We start from the raw sequence: 15,553 nt of genomic DNA, 5'->3' as shown, positions 1-15,553 counted from the left end.
GCCCTCTTATTCCGCATTAACGTCGTCTTCATAAAGAGACCTGACTATTTCGTTGTACGCTGTGACAAGCTCTTCCCGCTCTTCCTGAGGAACATCGTGATCGTCGAGGCAGCGTTCAAAAATGTCGTTCACTGTCAGATCGTCGAGGGTCTCGTTTTCCTCAAGAGCCAGAGTGGCATTTTCCATAACCTGCCTGTTTTTTATTCGCCTAATTTCCATGGAACTGCCCAAGATGGCCTCTTCCATGACCTCCCGCAGATTCCCCACGATGCTCGTGCCCGTATAGTCGATCTCAAGCCACGCAAAGCTGCCCTGTCCCTTAAGTTCCTCAATTCTCGACTCTATTTCATCAAGGGAACCCACGATGCGTTCCAAAGGCTGAAAGCACGGAACCTGAATGTCCCGAACGTCTGGCATCGTGCTGTTGAAGTCAACAATAATCACCCTTTTATTTTGACGGGCCTCACCGTAGCCCATAGGGATGGGAGAGCCACAGTAACGGAGGTGATCAGTATTTCCCACACGCTGAGGGACGTGGAGATGTCCCAGCGCAAAATAGTCGATGGATGGAGGGAAGCGGTCGGCCGCCACATGAGCCAGAGAACCGACGTATAACTCTCTGACACCGTCTCCGTCCACCGTTGCGCCCCCGACCGTAAAAAGGTGCCCCATAGCGATGATAGGAATGTCTATGTCGCTACTCTCCTTGAGTTCGGCGCGCTTTTGCTCTGCGATGTGGCAGACGACTTCATAGTGATTTGCAACGCCTTCGATGAGCTTGTCATTCTTGTCTTTAATTGTTTCGCCAGCCTCGACAACGCGAATATCTTTATCCCGAAGGTACGGAACCGCACAGACGATGGCTTCCGGCTTTTGGGTCCTATCTCTCAGTACGATAATTTCGTCTTCAGGGTTATCTGTTATGGAACCCACAACGTGGACGTTCAGGGCCTTGAGAATCTCTTTGGGGGCATTCAGAAAGGAGGGGGAATCGTGGTTTCCCGCAATGATGACAACGTGCCGGCAGCAGGAACGGGAGACTGTGCAGAGAAAGTTGTAGTAAAGCTCCTGAGCGCGGTTGCTGGGGGTGCTCGTGTCAAAAACATCTCCGGCGACAAGCAGTGCATCGACATTTTCGGCTTCGATAGTTGTGCCGAGCCAGTCTAGAAATTGGGCAAACTCGTCGTAGCGTTTGCGCCCGTAAAGGGAGCGTCCCAGGTGCCAGTCTGATGTATGGAGAATCTTCATTGGGCTTCCTCCTGTGAAGTAATTGAAATAGTCTCTTCTGCTGATGCGGCTGAAACTGCTGACAAAGCCGTCGCGGCCAAGGTAGCTGAAGCTGCCAGAGTAATCGAGTCAGTCGAATATGCCACCACAAACAGTACTAAAGAAACCGCCAGCACCGCCCCAACGGGACCAGCCACGGTTTCTCTTTGAATTATAGCTGAGGATTTTACATTCTCAGCCTCTTCTTACGCATATTTTTGTCCAGGCCGCCACAGGCACGAGCACGTGATAAAGGCATAATCACATGGCAAAGACGTAAACACGCACCAAATATGCAAATTAATATATATTGTACCTCAAGTTATTTCCGGCGAGGCAGAAAGATGGGCTATAAACAAATAAAAAAGGAATGAGCCCGATGGTACCCAAGCGCCTAAGCACCGAAGTGTCGAACCCATTCCTCTCAAATTACTTAGCTATTGATTAACATTGAGGTGCTGAACAATGTGTTTATTCATTTCTCCCACGGAGAAATATATCTAAATGCCTCAAGACGAACACGTCTCTGTTTGTATGTCACAGCAATGTGCTTCTAAAGGTAGGTAGGTCAAATCACATTGCATACCACCCTTTAGAGAGCACGCATTATAACCTAACAACCTCATAAGAGACACGACTTGCCCTGCAGATTGACCTGAATAGCAACAGACAACCACCTTTTTATCTTTCGGAATTTCATCCAGATGATCTCCTACCTCACTCCAAAAAACATTGATAGCGCCTTCCAGATGTTCTTTTTCAAAATCCTCTGGCTTCCGAATATCAAGAATATAAACATCTTCTCTACTCATAAGCTCTTTCAACTGGTCGCAACTGATAAGATTATTGCATCCTTTTTTAAGATCTTGAAAATAAACCGCAACTGCCTCTTCGATGGTCTTCAAAACAAAACCTCCTTTTATAAGTACTTAGATAACGATAATCAATATCAATAATAATTTAAAAAAAAAGAGATTTCAATAACAAAAACATTTTATATATAAAGAACGGATTGCCTATGCAATTCTGACCAAATGAGTGCGAACACCCAAACAGCAAAAGTGCCTGTAGTAAGTACACGCAACTACTATGATCGGGCATTCCTTAGAAAACTACCGAGCACTCAATACCCAAACGGAAGCAATCTGACTTGATTTGCTGGCTTACCCGAGCGAAAAATTCCTCCGTCATATACTCTTCCAAACTGTATTTTTTGTAGACAAAATCCGCATAGTGGTAGTTCATGCGATCCACCAAAATGTAGTCAACAGCCTCTGTCAGCAGATTAATCAGTTTTTCCGCACCTGGAAGAATCGGGGCAATCATTGCATAGGTCCGGATTCCCTGCCGATGTAATTCAATAAGAGCGTTGATTCGCTCTGGTATAGATGGCGCGGCAGGCTCAAACAATTTTCTTATATCGTCATTTGCAGTTGTTATAGTAAGCCCTACTTCCACGTTTTTTGCTTCTTTGAGTATATCCATATCTCTAAGAACCAAAGGAGATCGGGTCTGGATCACCACGGGCCAATCTTCGCGAAACAATATCTGCAAGCATTGCCTGGTGAGCTCGTACCGTTTCTCTAAGGGCTGATATGGGTCACAGACACCGCTGATCCAAACTGTCGCCTTCTTTTTCTTGCGTATTTCTTTTTGCAGCAACTCTGCAGCATTGACCTTCACGTCAACGAACGTACCCCATGGTTCCTTGTGACCAGTGAACTTTTTCATATACCGGGCATAGCAGTATGTACAGGCATGTTGGCAGCCGACATAGGGGTTAATGACATAAGGGTAAATTTTTGAGGCTGAAAGAATGCTCTTGGCGTGTATCTCCCGAATAATCATGAAAACCTTCTTACGTGCGTGGATTCTGCACTACTGGTAGGGAATCTACCGTCGAGATCTTCCAAGTTTAGAACATGCGCCCATACCTTATCTTTAGAATCCATATTGCCCCACCCCTCGTTTGCAAAAGACGCCTAACAAAAAAACGCTATTGCAAAGATTATCGCACGACCTTAATCAACAACAAAGCTCTATCCGGTGAGACGAGGGGATTTGAGAAAGCTGAATCAAAAAATAATCGCGCAACACCACAATAAACCTAATAATATTGCCATAAAGCTCGACTGAAAGTCCACATATCGACACCAACTCTTGAAGCCAAGAACGGTTCGATCTCACAAAAATCGAAAGTTTTACTTTGGGAAGCAAAAGCAAAAGGCTATACACCGTGCTCAAAATGCTATGCCGCTGACTGAAAGAAATGGAAATGTGCTGAAAAAGGTGCGGAGCAGATCGCAAAGAAGGCCACCCTCCAGCAACAATAGGTTTAAAAAACGCTTGACAAATCCCCCCTTCATGATAAAAAATAGTAATTAATTACTTTTTTATGGAGGTTTACATGAGCTCATCAAGCAAATATCTTTCGGGAGAGAAACGACGGGTGATGACGGTAGAAGCGGTGATCGAGTTGGCTGGCGAACAAAATCCGAGCGAAATTACCACAGCCGCCATAGCCAAACACATGGGATTGACTCAAGGTGCACTTTTTCGTTATTTCCCCAACAAGGATGCCATCTTACGAGCAGTTATGGAATGGGTAGCCGAGCGATTAATGTCTCGCATCGACAAGGCGGTACACGCAAAAGCCTCTCCTCTCGCCGCTCTTGAAAGCATGTTTATGGCACATGTGGACTTTATAACAGAGCATCCTGGTATTCCACGTATGCTATTTTGTGAATTGCAACGTTCTGAAGAAACCGTTCCCAAGCAGATGGCACAAACGCTTACCATGCGTTATAAAGAGCGCCTCAATCATTTCTTTGAACAAGGTAAAAACTGTGGAGAGCTTGACGGGAAGCTTGATAGCGAAGCTGCAGCTACACTTTTCGTAGGCTCTATTCAAGGGTTGGTCATGCAATCGTTAATAGCTGGAGATGTGAGCCATATGCGCCGCAATGCACCAAAAGTTTTTGGCATCTACCAGCGAGGCATTAGGAATACACTATGAAAAAATTGCCTTTCCAAATACGCACACTGGCACTGATAGCTGTACTTGTGCCTCTATTTGCGCTTTTTGTCTATGTGGCCTTGCGTTCGGGGCCACTTGCTCCAGTATCAATTGTGTTGGCCACAGTCGAGAATAAGAGCCTCTCTCCTGCTCTATTCGGTATTGGAACCATTGAGGCTCGTTACACCTACAAGATTGGCCCAACGTTCGCGGGCCGGGTCGAACGTTTGGATGTACACGTAGGTGAACATGTCAAGGCGGGACAAGCGCTTGGCGAAATGGATCCGGTGGATCTTGATGAGCGTATTAAGGCTCAAAATGCCACCCTGAAGCGAGCAACGGCTCTCTTAAGTGAAACGCAGGTACGTAAGGATTATGCCAAAACACAGGCTTTACGTTACGAGCAGTTACTTAAAGCGGGTTTCGCCAGTGAGGAGATAGCAGACACTAAACGACAAGAGCTGTTGGTTGCGGAAACAGCGCTAACTGCAGCACGTGAGGAGCTTTCCCGTGTACGTGCCGAGCGGGAGGCACTAGAGGCGCAGCGCAGTAATTTGTCTCTGATTGCACCAGTTGACGGATTGATTATTTCACGTAATGCCGATCCAGGAACCACCGTAGTTGCTGGTCAAGCTGTCGTGGAATTGATCGACCCGTACTCACTGTGGGTCAACGTCCGCTTCGATCAAATTCGTGCGCGAGGTCTTGCCGCCGGTTTATCAGCCCAGATCACATTGCGTTCCCAGGCAGGTGAACTGCAAACAGGGCGTGTTCTGCGAGTCGAGCCATTGGCAGATGTGGTAACTGAGGAAGTATTGGCCAAAGTTGTATTCGACCACATTCCCGATCCTATGCCGCCAATCGGCGAACTGGCCGAAGTCACGATTACATTACCAACGCTTGCGGAAACTCCAGTTGTCCCTAACGCCGCCATTCATCATATTGATGGCAAATTAGGCGTGTGGCAAGTCATAAATGGTGACCTTCGTTTTACTCCAGTTTCACTAGGAATCGCTGATTTGGAGGGCCTCGTACAGGTACAAGAAGGGCTCAAGATTGGTGACCAGGTAGTGATCTATAGCGAAAACGCATTGAACGAACGCCGCCGAATTCGCATCGTTGATCATATCCCGGGGGTAACGCAATGATCAGTTTGGCAGGGCGAGATATCATGCACTCTTGGGGAAAGTTCGTCTTTACCGCCATGGGACTTGGACTCCTGATTGGCGTTACATTATCCATGGCCGGCATCTATCGTGGCATGGTGGATGACGCTAAGGTGCTGCTCGACAACAGCGGTGCTGATCTCTGGGTAGTACAGAAAGACACGCTTGGTCCTTATGCTGAATCATCAAGCATCTACGACGACATCTGGCGCGAGATACGAGGCATGCCGGGAGTGAAACAGACAGCGAACATCACCTATTTCACTATGCAGGTGCGCAAAAGCAAAGAAGAAAGAGATGTGCGCGTCATGGTTACCGGCGTCACACCTGGAGAAGCAGGAACGCCGGGCTGGCCACCCTATCTTGTAGCAGGACGTCAGATCACTCGGAGCCATTACGAGGCCGTTGCTGATATCGCCTCGGGATTTAAACTTGGTGAACATATCCAGATCCGTCGTAACCAATACACCGTGGTCGGCCTGACCAGGAGGATGGTTTCTTCTAATGGTGATCCGATGGTGTTTATCCCGCTTAAAGATGCCCAAGAAGCCCAGTTTTTAAAAGACAATGACGCCATCCGAGAACAGCGCCGACGCACAGCTGAAAATCCAGCTTTTAACCAGCCTGGAATGCCTGGTTTACTTGATACGGTTATTGCCTCGCAAAGTACCAACCCCTACGTCAATGCGATTTTAGTTCGGATTGAAACAGGCCATGCTCCAGAAGAAGTGGCTGAATCGATCCGACGCTGGAAGCGCTTGACGGTCTACACTCGAGATCAGATGGAGGAAATTCTTGTCGGCAAGCTGATCGCCACCTCGGCAAAGCAAATTGCGATGTTCCTTGTGATTCTTTCGATTGTGAGCTCGGTTATTGTCGCCTTCATCATCTACACGCTGACACTTGGGAAAATAAGAGAAATCGCAGTGTTGAAACTGATCGGCACAAAGAATCGCACCATTATCGGTTTGATCGTACAACAGTCCATCGCGCTGGGCTTGATCGGTTTTGTGGTTGGGAAGATCTCGGCGACCCTGTTGATGGCACCTATTTTCCCCAAATATGTGCTGCTAGAGCCTCTCGATTCAGTCCTTGGTTTTATCGCCGTGATTATGATCTGCATTCTGTCGAGCATTATAGCCATTCGTGTCGCTCTTAAGGTCGATCCGGCTGAAGCCATAGGAGGTTAAATATGACGGGTAAAGGCGTTCGCATCTCGGGGTTAAGAAAACGCTATGGGAGTGGCGATACTGCTGTAGACGCATTGAAGATGGTAAACATGCATGTTGCGCCAGGCGAAGTTGTTGGGCTGATTGGACCTTCAGGTTCCGGCAAGAGCACGTTGCTTAAATGTTTAGGGGCTGTGATAGAGCCGACTGCCGGGCAAATGATGCTCGGGGATGATGTTATTTATCACGATGGCTGGAAAATCAAAGATCTTCGCGCGCTACGTCGAGACCGTATCGGCTTTGTATTTCAAGCGCCATATCTGATTCCTTTCCTAGATGTTACCGACAACGTTGCCCTGCTGCCTATGCTGGCGGGGAAACCTAACGCCGAAGCGCGTCAACAAGCAATAGAATTGTTAAAAGCGCTTGATGTGGAGCACCGCGCCAAGGCCATGCCCTCTCAACTCTCTGGCGGAGAACAACAACGAGTAGCCATTGCACGCGGCTTGGTCAATCGCCCGCCGGTAATATTGGCCGATGAACCGACTGCCCCACTTGATAGCGAGCGTGCGCTGGCGGTCATCAGAATCTTGAACGATATGGCCCAAAGGTTCGAGACTGCCGTTATTGTGGTTACCCACGATGAAAAAATAATCCCCACCTTTAAGCGCATTTATCACATCCGTGACGGAGTAACCTATGAAGAGGAAGGTCAAGGGCGCAGCTTTGAGTGAAAGCTTCCCAAGGAAGCCATTTAACTACCAGGCGGTGCAGAGAGAAGAAAGAGAAAACCCGCCACCCTGGGAATACCCCAAAGAGACGGGTTTGTCTTTTATAATTGGTGGAGGCGGGGGGAATCGAACCCCCGTCCGACAAGGGCCAGCCATGGAAGCCCTACGAGTGTAGTTCCTGATTTAGTGTCGGATGCAGACTCCCAGGAACAGGATTCTGCGCTCCCAAGCCCCCTTGTCTTTCTCGCAAAGCCAGAGACACTCTCCGCGAGGCATTCACCTTATTGTGACGCCTTTCAGCAGACCGGTGACTGATCTACTGAAGACGTGGCTGAACTAAGCAGCCAGTGCGTAATTATTATTGTTGACGTTTATTGTTGTTCCGCCGTTTAGCGAGGTTGCGGAGTCCTCGACTCGCTCTTCCAGACCCTCCATCTTGCCGTCGAAACCAGTCGCCCCCTTAATCTCTTCCATCACGCCTGATAGCCCGGGCCATCGCCCGTTTTGCATCTTTCTCAGCAATGGCATCACGCTTATCGTGTTCGGCCTTACCCTTCGCCAAAGCCAGTTCAACTTTAGCATGCCGTCCATTTTTCATATAGAGAGACAAGGGTACGAGGGTTAAACCTTTTTCGCGAACCTTACTATTTAACCGAACAATCTCAGCTCTATGCACCAATAGCTTTCGATCTCGTTCAGGTTCATGGTTATAGTAACTTCCTTTTTCGTAAGGGGAAATATGCACTCCTATAAGCCAAAGTTCTCCGTTGCGGATCATAGCAAAACTGTCTTTTAAATTTACTCTACCCGCACGCACAGACTTTATTTCGGTACCTGTAAGTACAATACCGCACTCAAAAGTATCGAGGATAAAGTAATCATGGCGTGCCTTTCTATTAACCGCAATTTTATCGATAGCCAAAATATTTCCCTCCATTGCGGATTTTAGCAAAATAGTCAGCATTAGTCAATTTAAATTTTTCCCTTAAAAAAAATCCTGGCCATATCAGCCAGGATCTATTTTTATTTATGGTCGGGGCGAGAGGATTCGAACCTCCGACCTCCTGGTCCCGAACCAGGCGCGCTTACCAGACTGCGCTACGCCCCGAACGGCGAGATTGTATCACGCAGAGATCAGCCAGTCAAACCCCTTATCGAGCCCGATCGTCTTCACCATTCGGGCCATTTGAAGCCTCCTGAGACCCCTTGCGGAGGTTCCTCCAGTTCAAGCGACCGCCTGGATGTGTCTCCTCTCCTATAGGGATTTCTGTCCATCCCCATGGGGTTACCATAACAAAGCGGAACACGATCCCCTGATTGAAAAGAGCCTTAATATGGGCCGAATAACGAAGAAGGTCGCTAATCATATAGCTATCGCTCACAAGCCAGACACGCTGACACACCTCACGGCCAAAAAGAGAGGCATAGTCAATAGCCATGCGAATTCCATCCTCAAACTGAGCTGGCCCTAATGCCAACACTACCGCATCACAATGTCCCGAAGGTTTTCGCGTAGACGGAATCAAGTCGGCGAACTGATCTATCCATTCGAGGCGGGAGTACAAATTATCCATATCCACCTCGAAGGGTTCCTCTAGGTACGGCATCAAAATATCTCTTTCGCTTTCTTTACATTCCTCTCCAGACAGAATATCTTCCATCCAAAGCTGTATGTCTGTTATAAACTTCAGCAGATAGGCCGGATATCCCTTACCAGACATGGCTACCAAAACATCGCGCACCGTCCACTGTTCAGATCCGTTGTTATTTTTTTCGCCCTGAGGCTTTGTCATTCGAGTACCTCCAAAAGTACAAATCAAACGTTATTGAGGAGAAGCATAACATAAAGTGTGTCTGATTACACGAGTTATATTACAATATTTTTTATGGTACAAGAGAAAAATTCCAATATTAAGGAGGAATAAGATGAATCTCTCTAAACTATCCTGTCAGGAAACCCTCTTCCTATTCATAGATATCCAGGAACGACTTCTTCCAGCTATATCCAACGATCGTGAGGTGAAAGCCAATACTCTCCGTCTCCTTCAGACGGCTGCTGTATTCAAGATCCCCCTCGTCTATACGGAACAATACCCGAAAGGGCTCGGCAGAACAGACAGTGATATTTTGGAAGTCCTTGAAGGTCACGCTCCCGCTTTCGAAAAAACTCACTTTTCTTGCTGCGATGAAGAAGGTTTTGTGAAAGAATTAGAGTGGCATAAACGGAAACAAGTTGTCCTTTGGGGTATAGAAAGTCATATCTGCGTTTTAGCCACAGCTATGGACTTATTGAGGAATGGATTCTCGGTTTGGCTTGCAGCCGATGCCTGCGGCAGTAGAAAGAATGATAATCATGAGATGGCTTTGCAGACTATGATTCAGGCAGGTGCTCTTGTTGTTCCTACAGAGACCGTGATTTATCAGCTGATGAAGAGGTCTGGAACTCCGGAATTCAAGGCTCTTTTGCCTTTATTCAAAGAATAAAAGACGCCCACTGAGGGGGGGATTGTTGTGTCTGTCGATAGACAGAAAGCATTGGAGCTTCATCGAAGAGCTCGCGGGAAAGTAAAGACGTACCCGACTATCAACATTCGGAACGAGGACGATCTGGCTATAGCCTATGCGCAAGGAAGCGTTTACCCTGCTTTAGAGATTCAGGAAGATCATGACCGAACCTATGAATATACAGGGAGAGGGAACAGGCTCGCCATTATTTCTGACGGAACGGCCGTGCTAGGCATGGGCGATATTGGGCCACATGCGGCCCTTCCTGTTATGGAAGGGAAAAGCCTTCTCTTCAAAAACTTTGGAGATATTAGCGCCATTCCTATGTGTATCGAAACTCATAAAACAGACGAGATTATAGAGTTTGCCCGCCACATAGCCCCTTCTTTTGGAGCTATTGACATTGAAGATATCTCAAGCCCTGCCACTTTCGATATTGTAAAAGCGCTGCAATCCATTGAGATCCCTGTCTTTTCCGACGATCAGCAGGGCACGGCAGCTGTAGTCCTGGCCGCTCTCACCAATGCGCTGGCCGTGGTGGGTAAAAAAATAACTGAAATCAAAGTGGTTATACAAGGAGCTGGCGCTGCGGGAATAGCGGTGGCAGATATGCTTCTTTACGTGGGTGTTCCCAACGTAATAGTTCTGAACAGCAAGGGAATTCTTGGGGCAAACAATCCTTTTATGAATCACATACAGCAAAATATGTCAGAGCGCACCAATCCTGAAAAACTTCGTGGCGGGCTGGAAGAGGCCATAAAAGGTTCTGACGTGTATGTCGGCCTTTCCTCTCGAGGAACACTCCCACCCAGTTTCATCAAAACCATGAACAAAAAACCCATTATTTTCGCCTTGTCCATGCCTACGCCGGAGATCACGTGGGAGGAAGCTGAGGCTGCCGGGGCATCTATTATCGCTATGGGATTGACGACAGCAGCCTATAACGCCATGCCAAACCTCTATATTTACCCAGGCCTTGTACGGGGATTGCTGGACGTTCGCGCTACAGGGCTGAATAAAAATATTCTCATCGCAGCTGCTCAAGCTGTAGCAAGCGAAGTAGACAAACGGCGTCTGAACGAGCGACACCTTCTGCCAGACCTGTTCTCAGACGAAACGGCCCCGCGGGTGGCGGAAGCTGTAGCGCAGGCCGCCATAACGGAAGGGTTGGCACGAAAACCCGTCCCCCCAAAAAAGATTTACGACGATACATGGCAGCGACTTTTCGGAGGATACTTACTTCGGATGTAAAAAAAGAGTGGGGGCCAATAAACGCCCCCACTTTCAGTATAAATTCAGTTCTAATCTTCCAGAACTACGATAGGCTTAATGAGATCTTTTGGTTTATCCTTCATAAGGAGAAGGGCTTCCTCCATTTTATCGAAACTCTTAAACTCATGAGTAAGCAACAGGGACGGATCTAACCGACCATGTTCAACGAGGGAGGCCAAACGCTCCATACGAACCCGTCCTCCAGGGCACAGGCCGCCTCTGATAGTTTTGTGGGCCATGCCACATCCCCACTCCAACCGAGGGATTAACAGGTCTTCCCCTTCTCCATAATAGTTAACATTAGAAATGACAGAGCCAGGTTTTGCCATCTTAACGCCCTTCTTGATCATATCAATTCCAGGGGCGGCTACAACAACTCTGTCCACGCCTTCTCCATTGGTGAGCTCCATAATCTGTTCTACAATATCTCCATTTCGGTAATTAATAATGTCTGTAGCGCCATAGGCTTTGGCAACTTCTACGCACTTGGGCCGGCTTCCTACCGCAAAAATACGTCCAGCGCCAGCAAGGGCGGATCCAGCTACTGCCATAAGCCCCACTGGCCCAATGCCTAAAACGGCAACGCTCATTCCAAACCCAATCTGCGCCAGCTCTACTCCATGAAATCCGGTGGTTACCATATCAGTAATCATAACAGCAGCTTTGGAGGAAACGCTATCAGGTAGCAATGCAAGATTCATATCAGCATCGTTTACATGGAAGAACTCCGCAAAAACTCCATCTTTGAAGTTAGAAAATTTCCATCCGGCAAGAAGACCATTCGAGTGCTGAGGAAAGCCTCTCTGTACAGCAATGGAACGCCAATCAGGAGTAATGGCAGGAACAATAACCCTGTCTCCAGGCTTGAAATCCTTGACTTCCGCCCCAACCTCCGTCACAACCCCAACTGCTTCGTGCCCGAGTATCATATCTCTTCTGTCTCCAATCGCACCCTCAAAAACGGTGTGGATATCTGATGTACACGGAGAAACAGCGATAGGACGGACTATAGCGTCATAAGGACCGGCAACTGGCTTGTCCTTATCAATCCAACCTGTTTTACCAATTCCCAACATAGCAAACCCCTTCATAACGTAATCCTCCTTCCTAGATTTAACACCTCTCAACTTCATGAAATCGTTACTACATTCACACAACCCCATGTGTCATTATAACAAAAAAATATATATTGGCAATAAAAATAAATATTTTTATTATCTTTTTATATAAAATGTTTTCTTTGTTCTATATTCTATGCTCAATTTTTTCTACGCTGTGCATTGGAATTTTTGTGATTTGTATTGTATTTTCCTTTAACTTTTATTCAAATTTATGCTATACTTTTATATGTGAATAAATTATCAAAACTATGGAAGGAGCGATTTTAGTGGAGCGTCTTCTCGAAGGGGCATTCGCGGTTGTCACTGGAGCTAGCAAAGGTATTGGAAAAGGGATAGCAAAAACCTTTTTAAATCATGGAGCTACTGTTATCATCACAGGTCGGACAGAAAAAGATCTCCAGAACACAGTTAAAGAGCTATCGAATTTCGGCGCTATCTCCTATATAGTCGCTGATATAAGTAAAGCCGCTGATATTAAGAATATGGTAGATACTGCAATAGAAAGGCATGGGAAAATAGACATTCTCTGCAGCAATGCAGGAATATTCCCCATGTCCCTTATAGAGAACATGTCAGAAGAGGAATGGGATTATATCAATACAGTTAATGTGAAGGGGATGTTCTTGGCTGTTAAAGAGTGTATTCCCTATATGAAAAAGCAGGGGGGCGGCAATATTGTTATTACATCTTCCATTACAGGCCCCGTTACTGGATATACTGGATGGAGTCACTATGGGGCAACTAAAGCCGCCCAGCTCGGATTTATGCGGTCTGCCGCAATAGAGCTTGCCCGATACGGCATCAGGATCAATGCCGTGCAGCCAGGGAACATTGAGACTGAAGGGCTGCTCAGTATGGGAGAGGAATACTATAACACCATGAAGAAATCTATTCCTCTCGGATTTTTAGGAAAACCTGAAGATATAGGAAACGCCATGGTCTTTTTAGCCTCTGACCTGGCGAAATTTATTACAGGGCAGACTATTGTCGTTGATGGAGGGCAAATTTTACCAGAATCCTCCGATGCTATGGAAGTACCCATTGAGAAATAAATAGTAGCATTTAACGGCCAAATCTCGCTGTTGCGGCGCGACTATGAAAATACCTACTGAGAAATAAATAACCTTACGTTTTCAGCCACTGTTCTCCGTTATCAGGACGAGCAGTGGCTGTTTTTCAAACCAGGCACCATTTCATATTGAAGGAGGCGGCGTTTTAAATCCGTGCCGCTGGGGCCGGCGTACCCACCGAGTCTTCCATCTTTACGTATAACTCGATGGCAGGGGACAAAAAGAGGCCAGGGATTTCGCCGGAGAGCATTTCCTGCCGCACGAGCGCCATAAGAATTTCCTGCCAAGGAAGCTATCTCCTGGTAGGTTCTCACCTCTCCCCTTGGAATACATGATGTTATCTCCAATACTCTCATGCTAAAGGTTCCTAGAGGGGCGATTTGGCAGAGGTTAATGTAGAAGGGGTTCCCCTCCCAAAAAGCTTTCCATGCCTCAGTTATCCATGCAGGTGGTACAGCGTGAGAAAAAACCGACTCTTTTTTGCCGTTAGGCGAAAGAGAAATAACACCATCATCACACCACTCCACTATCCAGTTCCCTAGAGGAGAAGCGAGGAGACTCCACTGTTTTCCCGGTATCTCTCCATATCTTTGCACAACCTTCATGACTCTTTATCACCACCGGAAACGAGATAATAAAACCACTGTTCCAGCTATTGTTACCCAAAGAGAGTGTCGCTCACTTTTCCACACCGTCGCCCAGTTATATGGTCCTCTTAAGCGATCCTCCGGCCATGCGACAGGGAAAAAACGCCCTGTCTCTTGGCAATATTCGTCATATCGCTCACCAAACTTGTCTCGAAGAAAGCTCTCTTCATAGGGCACAATCCAGATTCCATATATGAGCGCAAAAGAGAAGAGGAAGAGCGCCACAACCCAAGGCCCTGCTAATACGGCCCATCCCAGACCTATAAGGCCGTTCCCTACGTAAAGGGGATTTCGTACCAGAGCGTAGGGCCCCCACGTAACGAGCTGGTCGGCTTTGACTTGTTCTCCACGATATTTCTGAATACATCCCACAGCCCAAAATCGTAAGAATTGCCCTATCGCCACAAGCAGAAGGGAAGGAAGAACTCTTCCCCAAACAGGTCGAGCCCCTAAGAGGATGAGGAGATACAGTCCTGTCCACAGCCCCCCTCGTAAATGGAAAACTTTGGCGCGAAATGAGTTATGCGTCATGATGAGAACACTTCTCGCTTTCTTCTTTAAATATTTGCTCGCTCGTGCCCCAACCTAGCAATCGGATAGCCACAATAGTACCCATCCCTATAGCCAGGTATTCTGTAAAAAAACGCCATAGAATTGCCATAATGCCTGCAATATTCCATGGAACCAACAATCCAAAAAGAGCCGCTCCTCCACCTTCGGCTACACCGCTCGCTCCCGGAGTCGGGATAAAGTAAAGGACGAACATGAACACGGCCTGAGTCATAAAGGCCTGGAGATAATTTACCGGCAGGCCTACAGCCCAAATGAGACAGGGGAGGACAGAGAAAAGGCAGACCAGGTGCAGCGCCGAGAAAAATATGGCTTGAAGAAAGTAAGGAAGGCCCGACGAGAAGAACAGCCTAAAATTCTCGTTGTAATTATCGATCTCGTGATTCACTCGACGAACAATGCAAAGCACTTTTCGAGGTCTAACCAGACCAATTTTTTTCAGCCAAAGAGTCAGTATTTGCCCCCACTTTTTCATAAGTTTTGGGCGAGTCAAGCTGAGAACTACCAAGAGCCAAGATACTGTTACAAAAATAGCCACATAGGTAAATATGCTCTTTAAAAAAAGACCCTCTCCCAAAAAATCAGGGACAAGAATGAGGGAGATGGGCACCACAATTCCAAGCAACAAAAGGGTTAATAGAGTGCGGGTAAGGGTAATTGCGACTCCTTTGCCAATAGGCATCTTATGTTTGTAAAGCACAAAAACCTGAAAGGGGCCGCCCCCGCTCTGCATTGGCGTGACTGCACAGCCGAAGTAGTGAAGCCATGTAAGTATAACCCCAAGGCGAAAAGTCACTTTTTCAGACGCAGCTCTGGCGATAGCACAAAACCGTAACGCATCAAAACACCATGCGCAAAATACGAGGGCGAGAGCCATAAGCAGCGCTATTTTCTTTGCGGAAAGGAGCATTTTAACTGTCTCCTCGTCCACACTTGAAAGAAGGACTATAGCGCTCACGCCGAAAGTCAATGTTAAAAAGATGACAAGTCCTTTTCGTAATGTCAAAAGTTACACACCTC

General features: G+C 47.1%; 16 protein-coding genes, 1 tRNA gene and 1 other RNA gene. 7 read left to right on the top strand and 11 right to left on the bottom strand.

Features of this window, described 5'->3' with window-relative positions:
• Positions 1-6: 6 nt before the first annotated feature.
• The 3 genes from K360_RS0104155 to K360_RS0104140 form a co-directional block, all read right to left on the bottom strand.
• On the bottom strand, positions 7-1,248 hold the full coding sequence (locus tag K360_RS0104155) for an exonuclease SbcCD subunit D C-terminal domain-containing protein (RefSeq protein WP_024821930.1): 1,242 nt from the start codon (positions 1,246-1,248) through the stop codon (positions 7-9).
• Between the two features lie 527 nt (positions 1,249-1,775).
• Positions 1,776-2,171, bottom strand: coding sequence for a rhodanese-like domain-containing protein (locus K360_RS0104145; protein ID WP_024821928.1), 396 nt, complete (start codon positions 2,169-2,171; stop codon positions 1,776-1,778).
• Between the two features lie 199 nt (positions 2,172-2,370).
• Complete coding sequence (locus K360_RS0104140; RefSeq protein ID WP_024821927.1) at positions 2,371-3,114, bottom strand: SPL family radical SAM protein; 744 nt, start codon at positions 3,112-3,114, stop codon at positions 2,371-2,373.
• A gap of 559 nt (positions 3,115-3,673) precedes the next feature.
• Here K360_RS0104140 and K360_RS0104130 point away from each other — a divergent pair.
• Genes K360_RS0104130 through K360_RS0104115 form a run of 4 tightly spaced genes read left to right on the top strand, consistent with a single transcriptional unit; the run spans position 3,674 to position 7,351 of the window.
• Positions 3,674-4,282 (top strand): TetR/AcrR family transcriptional regulator, encoded by a 609-nt coding sequence (locus tag K360_RS0104130; protein ID WP_024821925.1) that lies wholly within the window; start codon positions 3,674-3,676, stop codon positions 4,280-4,282.
• Positions 4,279-5,430 carry an efflux RND transporter periplasmic adaptor subunit gene (locus K360_RS0104125; RefSeq protein ID WP_024821924.1) on the top strand — a complete coding sequence of 384 codons (1,152 nt, stop codon included), beginning with the start codon at positions 4,279-4,281 and terminating at the stop codon, positions 5,428-5,430. Before K360_RS0104130 ends, K360_RS0104125 begins: the two co-directional genes overlap by 4 nt.
• On the top strand, positions 5,427-6,638 hold the full coding sequence (locus K360_RS0104120) for an ABC transporter permease (RefSeq protein ID WP_024821923.1): 1,212 nt from the start codon (positions 5,427-5,429) through the stop codon (positions 6,636-6,638). Before K360_RS0104125 ends, K360_RS0104120 begins: the two co-directional genes overlap by 4 nt.
• 2 nt (positions 6,639-6,640) lie before the next feature.
• Positions 6,641-7,351 carry an ABC transporter ATP-binding protein gene (locus tag K360_RS0104115; protein ID WP_024821922.1) on the top strand — a complete coding sequence of 237 codons (711 nt, stop codon included), beginning with the start codon at positions 6,641-6,643 and terminating at the stop codon, positions 7,349-7,351.
• Between the two features lie 105 nt (positions 7,352-7,456).
• On the opposite strand, the gene ssrA is transcribed toward K360_RS0104115, so the two are convergent.
• From ssrA to K360_RS0104090, 4 genes are all read right to left on the bottom strand, one after another.
• Positions 7,457-7,808: a transfer-messenger RNA gene (gene ssrA / locus K360_RS11190) on the bottom strand.
• Positions 7,809-8,285 (bottom strand): SsrA-binding protein SmpB, encoded by a 477-nt coding sequence (gene smpB / locus K360_RS0104100; RefSeq protein ID WP_034326553.1) that lies wholly within the window; start codon positions 8,283-8,285, stop codon positions 7,809-7,811. It lies immediately after the preceding tmRNA gene.
• Between the two features lie 93 nt (positions 8,286-8,378).
• Positions 8,379-8,456, bottom strand: a tRNA-Pro gene (locus K360_RS0104095).
• Positions 8,457-8,499: 43 nt separating this feature from the next.
• Positions 8,500-9,141, bottom strand: a complete 642-nt coding sequence (locus K360_RS0104090; protein ID WP_024821919.1) for a hypothetical protein — start codon at positions 9,139-9,141, stop codon at positions 8,500-8,502.
• Positions 9,142-9,274: 133 nt separating this feature from the next.
• Between K360_RS0104090 and K360_RS0104085 the strand changes: the two genes are divergently transcribed.
• Positions 9,275-9,832: a hydrolase gene (locus tag K360_RS0104085; RefSeq protein WP_024821918.1), complete on the top strand. Its 558-nt coding sequence runs from the start codon at positions 9,275-9,277 to the stop codon at positions 9,830-9,832.
• A 27-nt stretch (positions 9,833-9,859) separates the two neighbouring features.
• Positions 9,860-11,104: an NAD(P)-dependent malic enzyme gene (locus tag K360_RS0104080; protein WP_024821917.1), complete on the top strand. Its 1,245-nt coding sequence runs from the start codon at positions 9,860-9,862 to the stop codon at positions 11,102-11,104.
• 50 nt (positions 11,105-11,154) lie between these two features.
• Here the strand turns inward: K360_RS0104080 and K360_RS0104075 are convergent, their stop codons facing one another.
• Positions 11,155-12,216 carry an NAD(P)-dependent alcohol dehydrogenase gene (locus K360_RS0104075; RefSeq protein ID WP_024821916.1) on the bottom strand — a complete coding sequence of 354 codons (1,062 nt, stop codon included), beginning with the start codon at positions 12,214-12,216 and terminating at the stop codon, positions 11,155-11,157.
• A gap of 296 nt (positions 12,217-12,512) precedes the next feature.
• On the opposite strand from K360_RS0104075, the gene fabG reads away from it, so the two are divergent.
• Complete coding sequence (gene fabG, locus K360_RS0104070; RefSeq protein WP_024821915.1) at positions 12,513-13,298, top strand: 3-oxoacyl-ACP reductase FabG; 786 nt, start codon at positions 12,513-12,515, stop codon at positions 13,296-13,298.
• Positions 13,299-13,399: 101 nt separating this feature from the next.
• On the opposite strand, the gene K360_RS10955 is transcribed toward fabG, so the two are convergent.
• From K360_RS10955 to K360_RS0104055, 3 genes are read right to left on the bottom strand one after another with little or no spacing between them, the layout of a single operon-like run.
• A complete protein-coding gene (locus K360_RS10955; RefSeq protein WP_024821914.1) occupies positions 13,400-13,921 on the bottom strand; it encodes a methylated-DNA--[protein]-cysteine S-methyltransferase in 522 nt (173 codons plus the stop codon).
• 9 nt (positions 13,922-13,930) lie between these two features.
• Positions 13,931-14,494 (bottom strand): methyltransferase family protein, encoded by a 564-nt coding sequence (locus tag K360_RS0104060; RefSeq protein WP_024821913.1) that lies wholly within the window; start codon positions 14,492-14,494, stop codon positions 13,931-13,933.
• Positions 14,484-15,539 (bottom strand): lysylphosphatidylglycerol synthase transmembrane domain-containing protein, encoded by a 1,056-nt coding sequence (locus K360_RS0104055; RefSeq protein WP_024821912.1) that lies wholly within the window; start codon positions 15,537-15,539, stop codon positions 14,484-14,486. Before K360_RS0104055 ends, K360_RS0104060 begins: the two co-directional genes overlap by 11 nt.
• Positions 15,540-15,553 lie beyond the last annotated feature (14 nt).

Source organism: Aminobacterium mobile DSM 12262, from assembly GCF_000526395.1.
In the GTDB taxonomy this organism is placed as follows: Bacteria; Synergistota; Synergistia; order Synergistales; family Aminobacteriaceae; genus Aminobacterium; species Aminobacterium mobile.
Note: the sequence above shows the minus strand (reverse complement) of the source record. Positions and strands in the feature narration are given on the sequence as shown.

Bases quoted from the DNA above. Each gene is read 5' to 3' on its own strand.
- K360_RS0104155 (WP_024821930.1), bottom strand. From the start codon at position 1,248: ATGAAGATTCTCCATACATCAGACTGGCACCTGGGACGCTCCCTTTAC.
- K360_RS0104140 (WP_024821927.1), bottom strand. From the start codon at position 3,114: ATGATTATTCGGGAGATACACGCCAAGAGCATTCTTTCAGCCTCAAAA.
- K360_RS0104130 (WP_024821925.1), top strand. From the start codon at position 3,674: ATGAGCTCATCAAGCAAATATCTTTCGGGAGAGAAACGACGGGTGATG.
- K360_RS0104125 (WP_024821924.1), top strand. From the start codon at position 4,279: ATGAAAAAATTGCCTTTCCAAATACGCACACTGGCACTGATAGCTGTA.
- K360_RS0104120 (WP_024821923.1), top strand. From the start codon at position 5,427: ATGATCAGTTTGGCAGGGCGAGATATCATGCACTCTTGGGGAAAGTTC.
- K360_RS0104115 (WP_024821922.1), top strand. From the start codon at position 6,641: ATGACGGGTAAAGGCGTTCGCATCTCGGGGTTAAGAAAACGCTATGGG.
- smpB (WP_034326553.1), bottom strand. From the start codon at position 8,285: ATGGAGGGAAATATTTTGGCTATCGATAAAATTGCGGTTAATAGAAAG.
- K360_RS0104090 (WP_024821919.1), bottom strand. From the start codon at position 9,141: ATGACAAAGCCTCAGGGCGAAAAAAATAACAACGGATCTGAACAGTGG.
- K360_RS0104085 (WP_024821918.1), top strand. From the start codon at position 9,275: ATGAATCTCTCTAAACTATCCTGTCAGGAAACCCTCTTCCTATTCATA.
- K360_RS0104075 (WP_024821916.1), bottom strand. From the start codon at position 12,216: ATGAAGGGGTTTGCTATGTTGGGAATTGGTAAAACAGGTTGGATTGAT.
- K360_RS10955 (WP_024821914.1), bottom strand. From the start codon at position 13,921: ATGAAGGTTGTGCAAAGATATGGAGAGATACCGGGAAAACAGTGGAGT.
- K360_RS0104060 (WP_024821913.1), bottom strand. From the start codon at position 14,494: ATGACGCATAACTCATTTCGCGCCAAAGTTTTCCATTTACGAGGGGGG.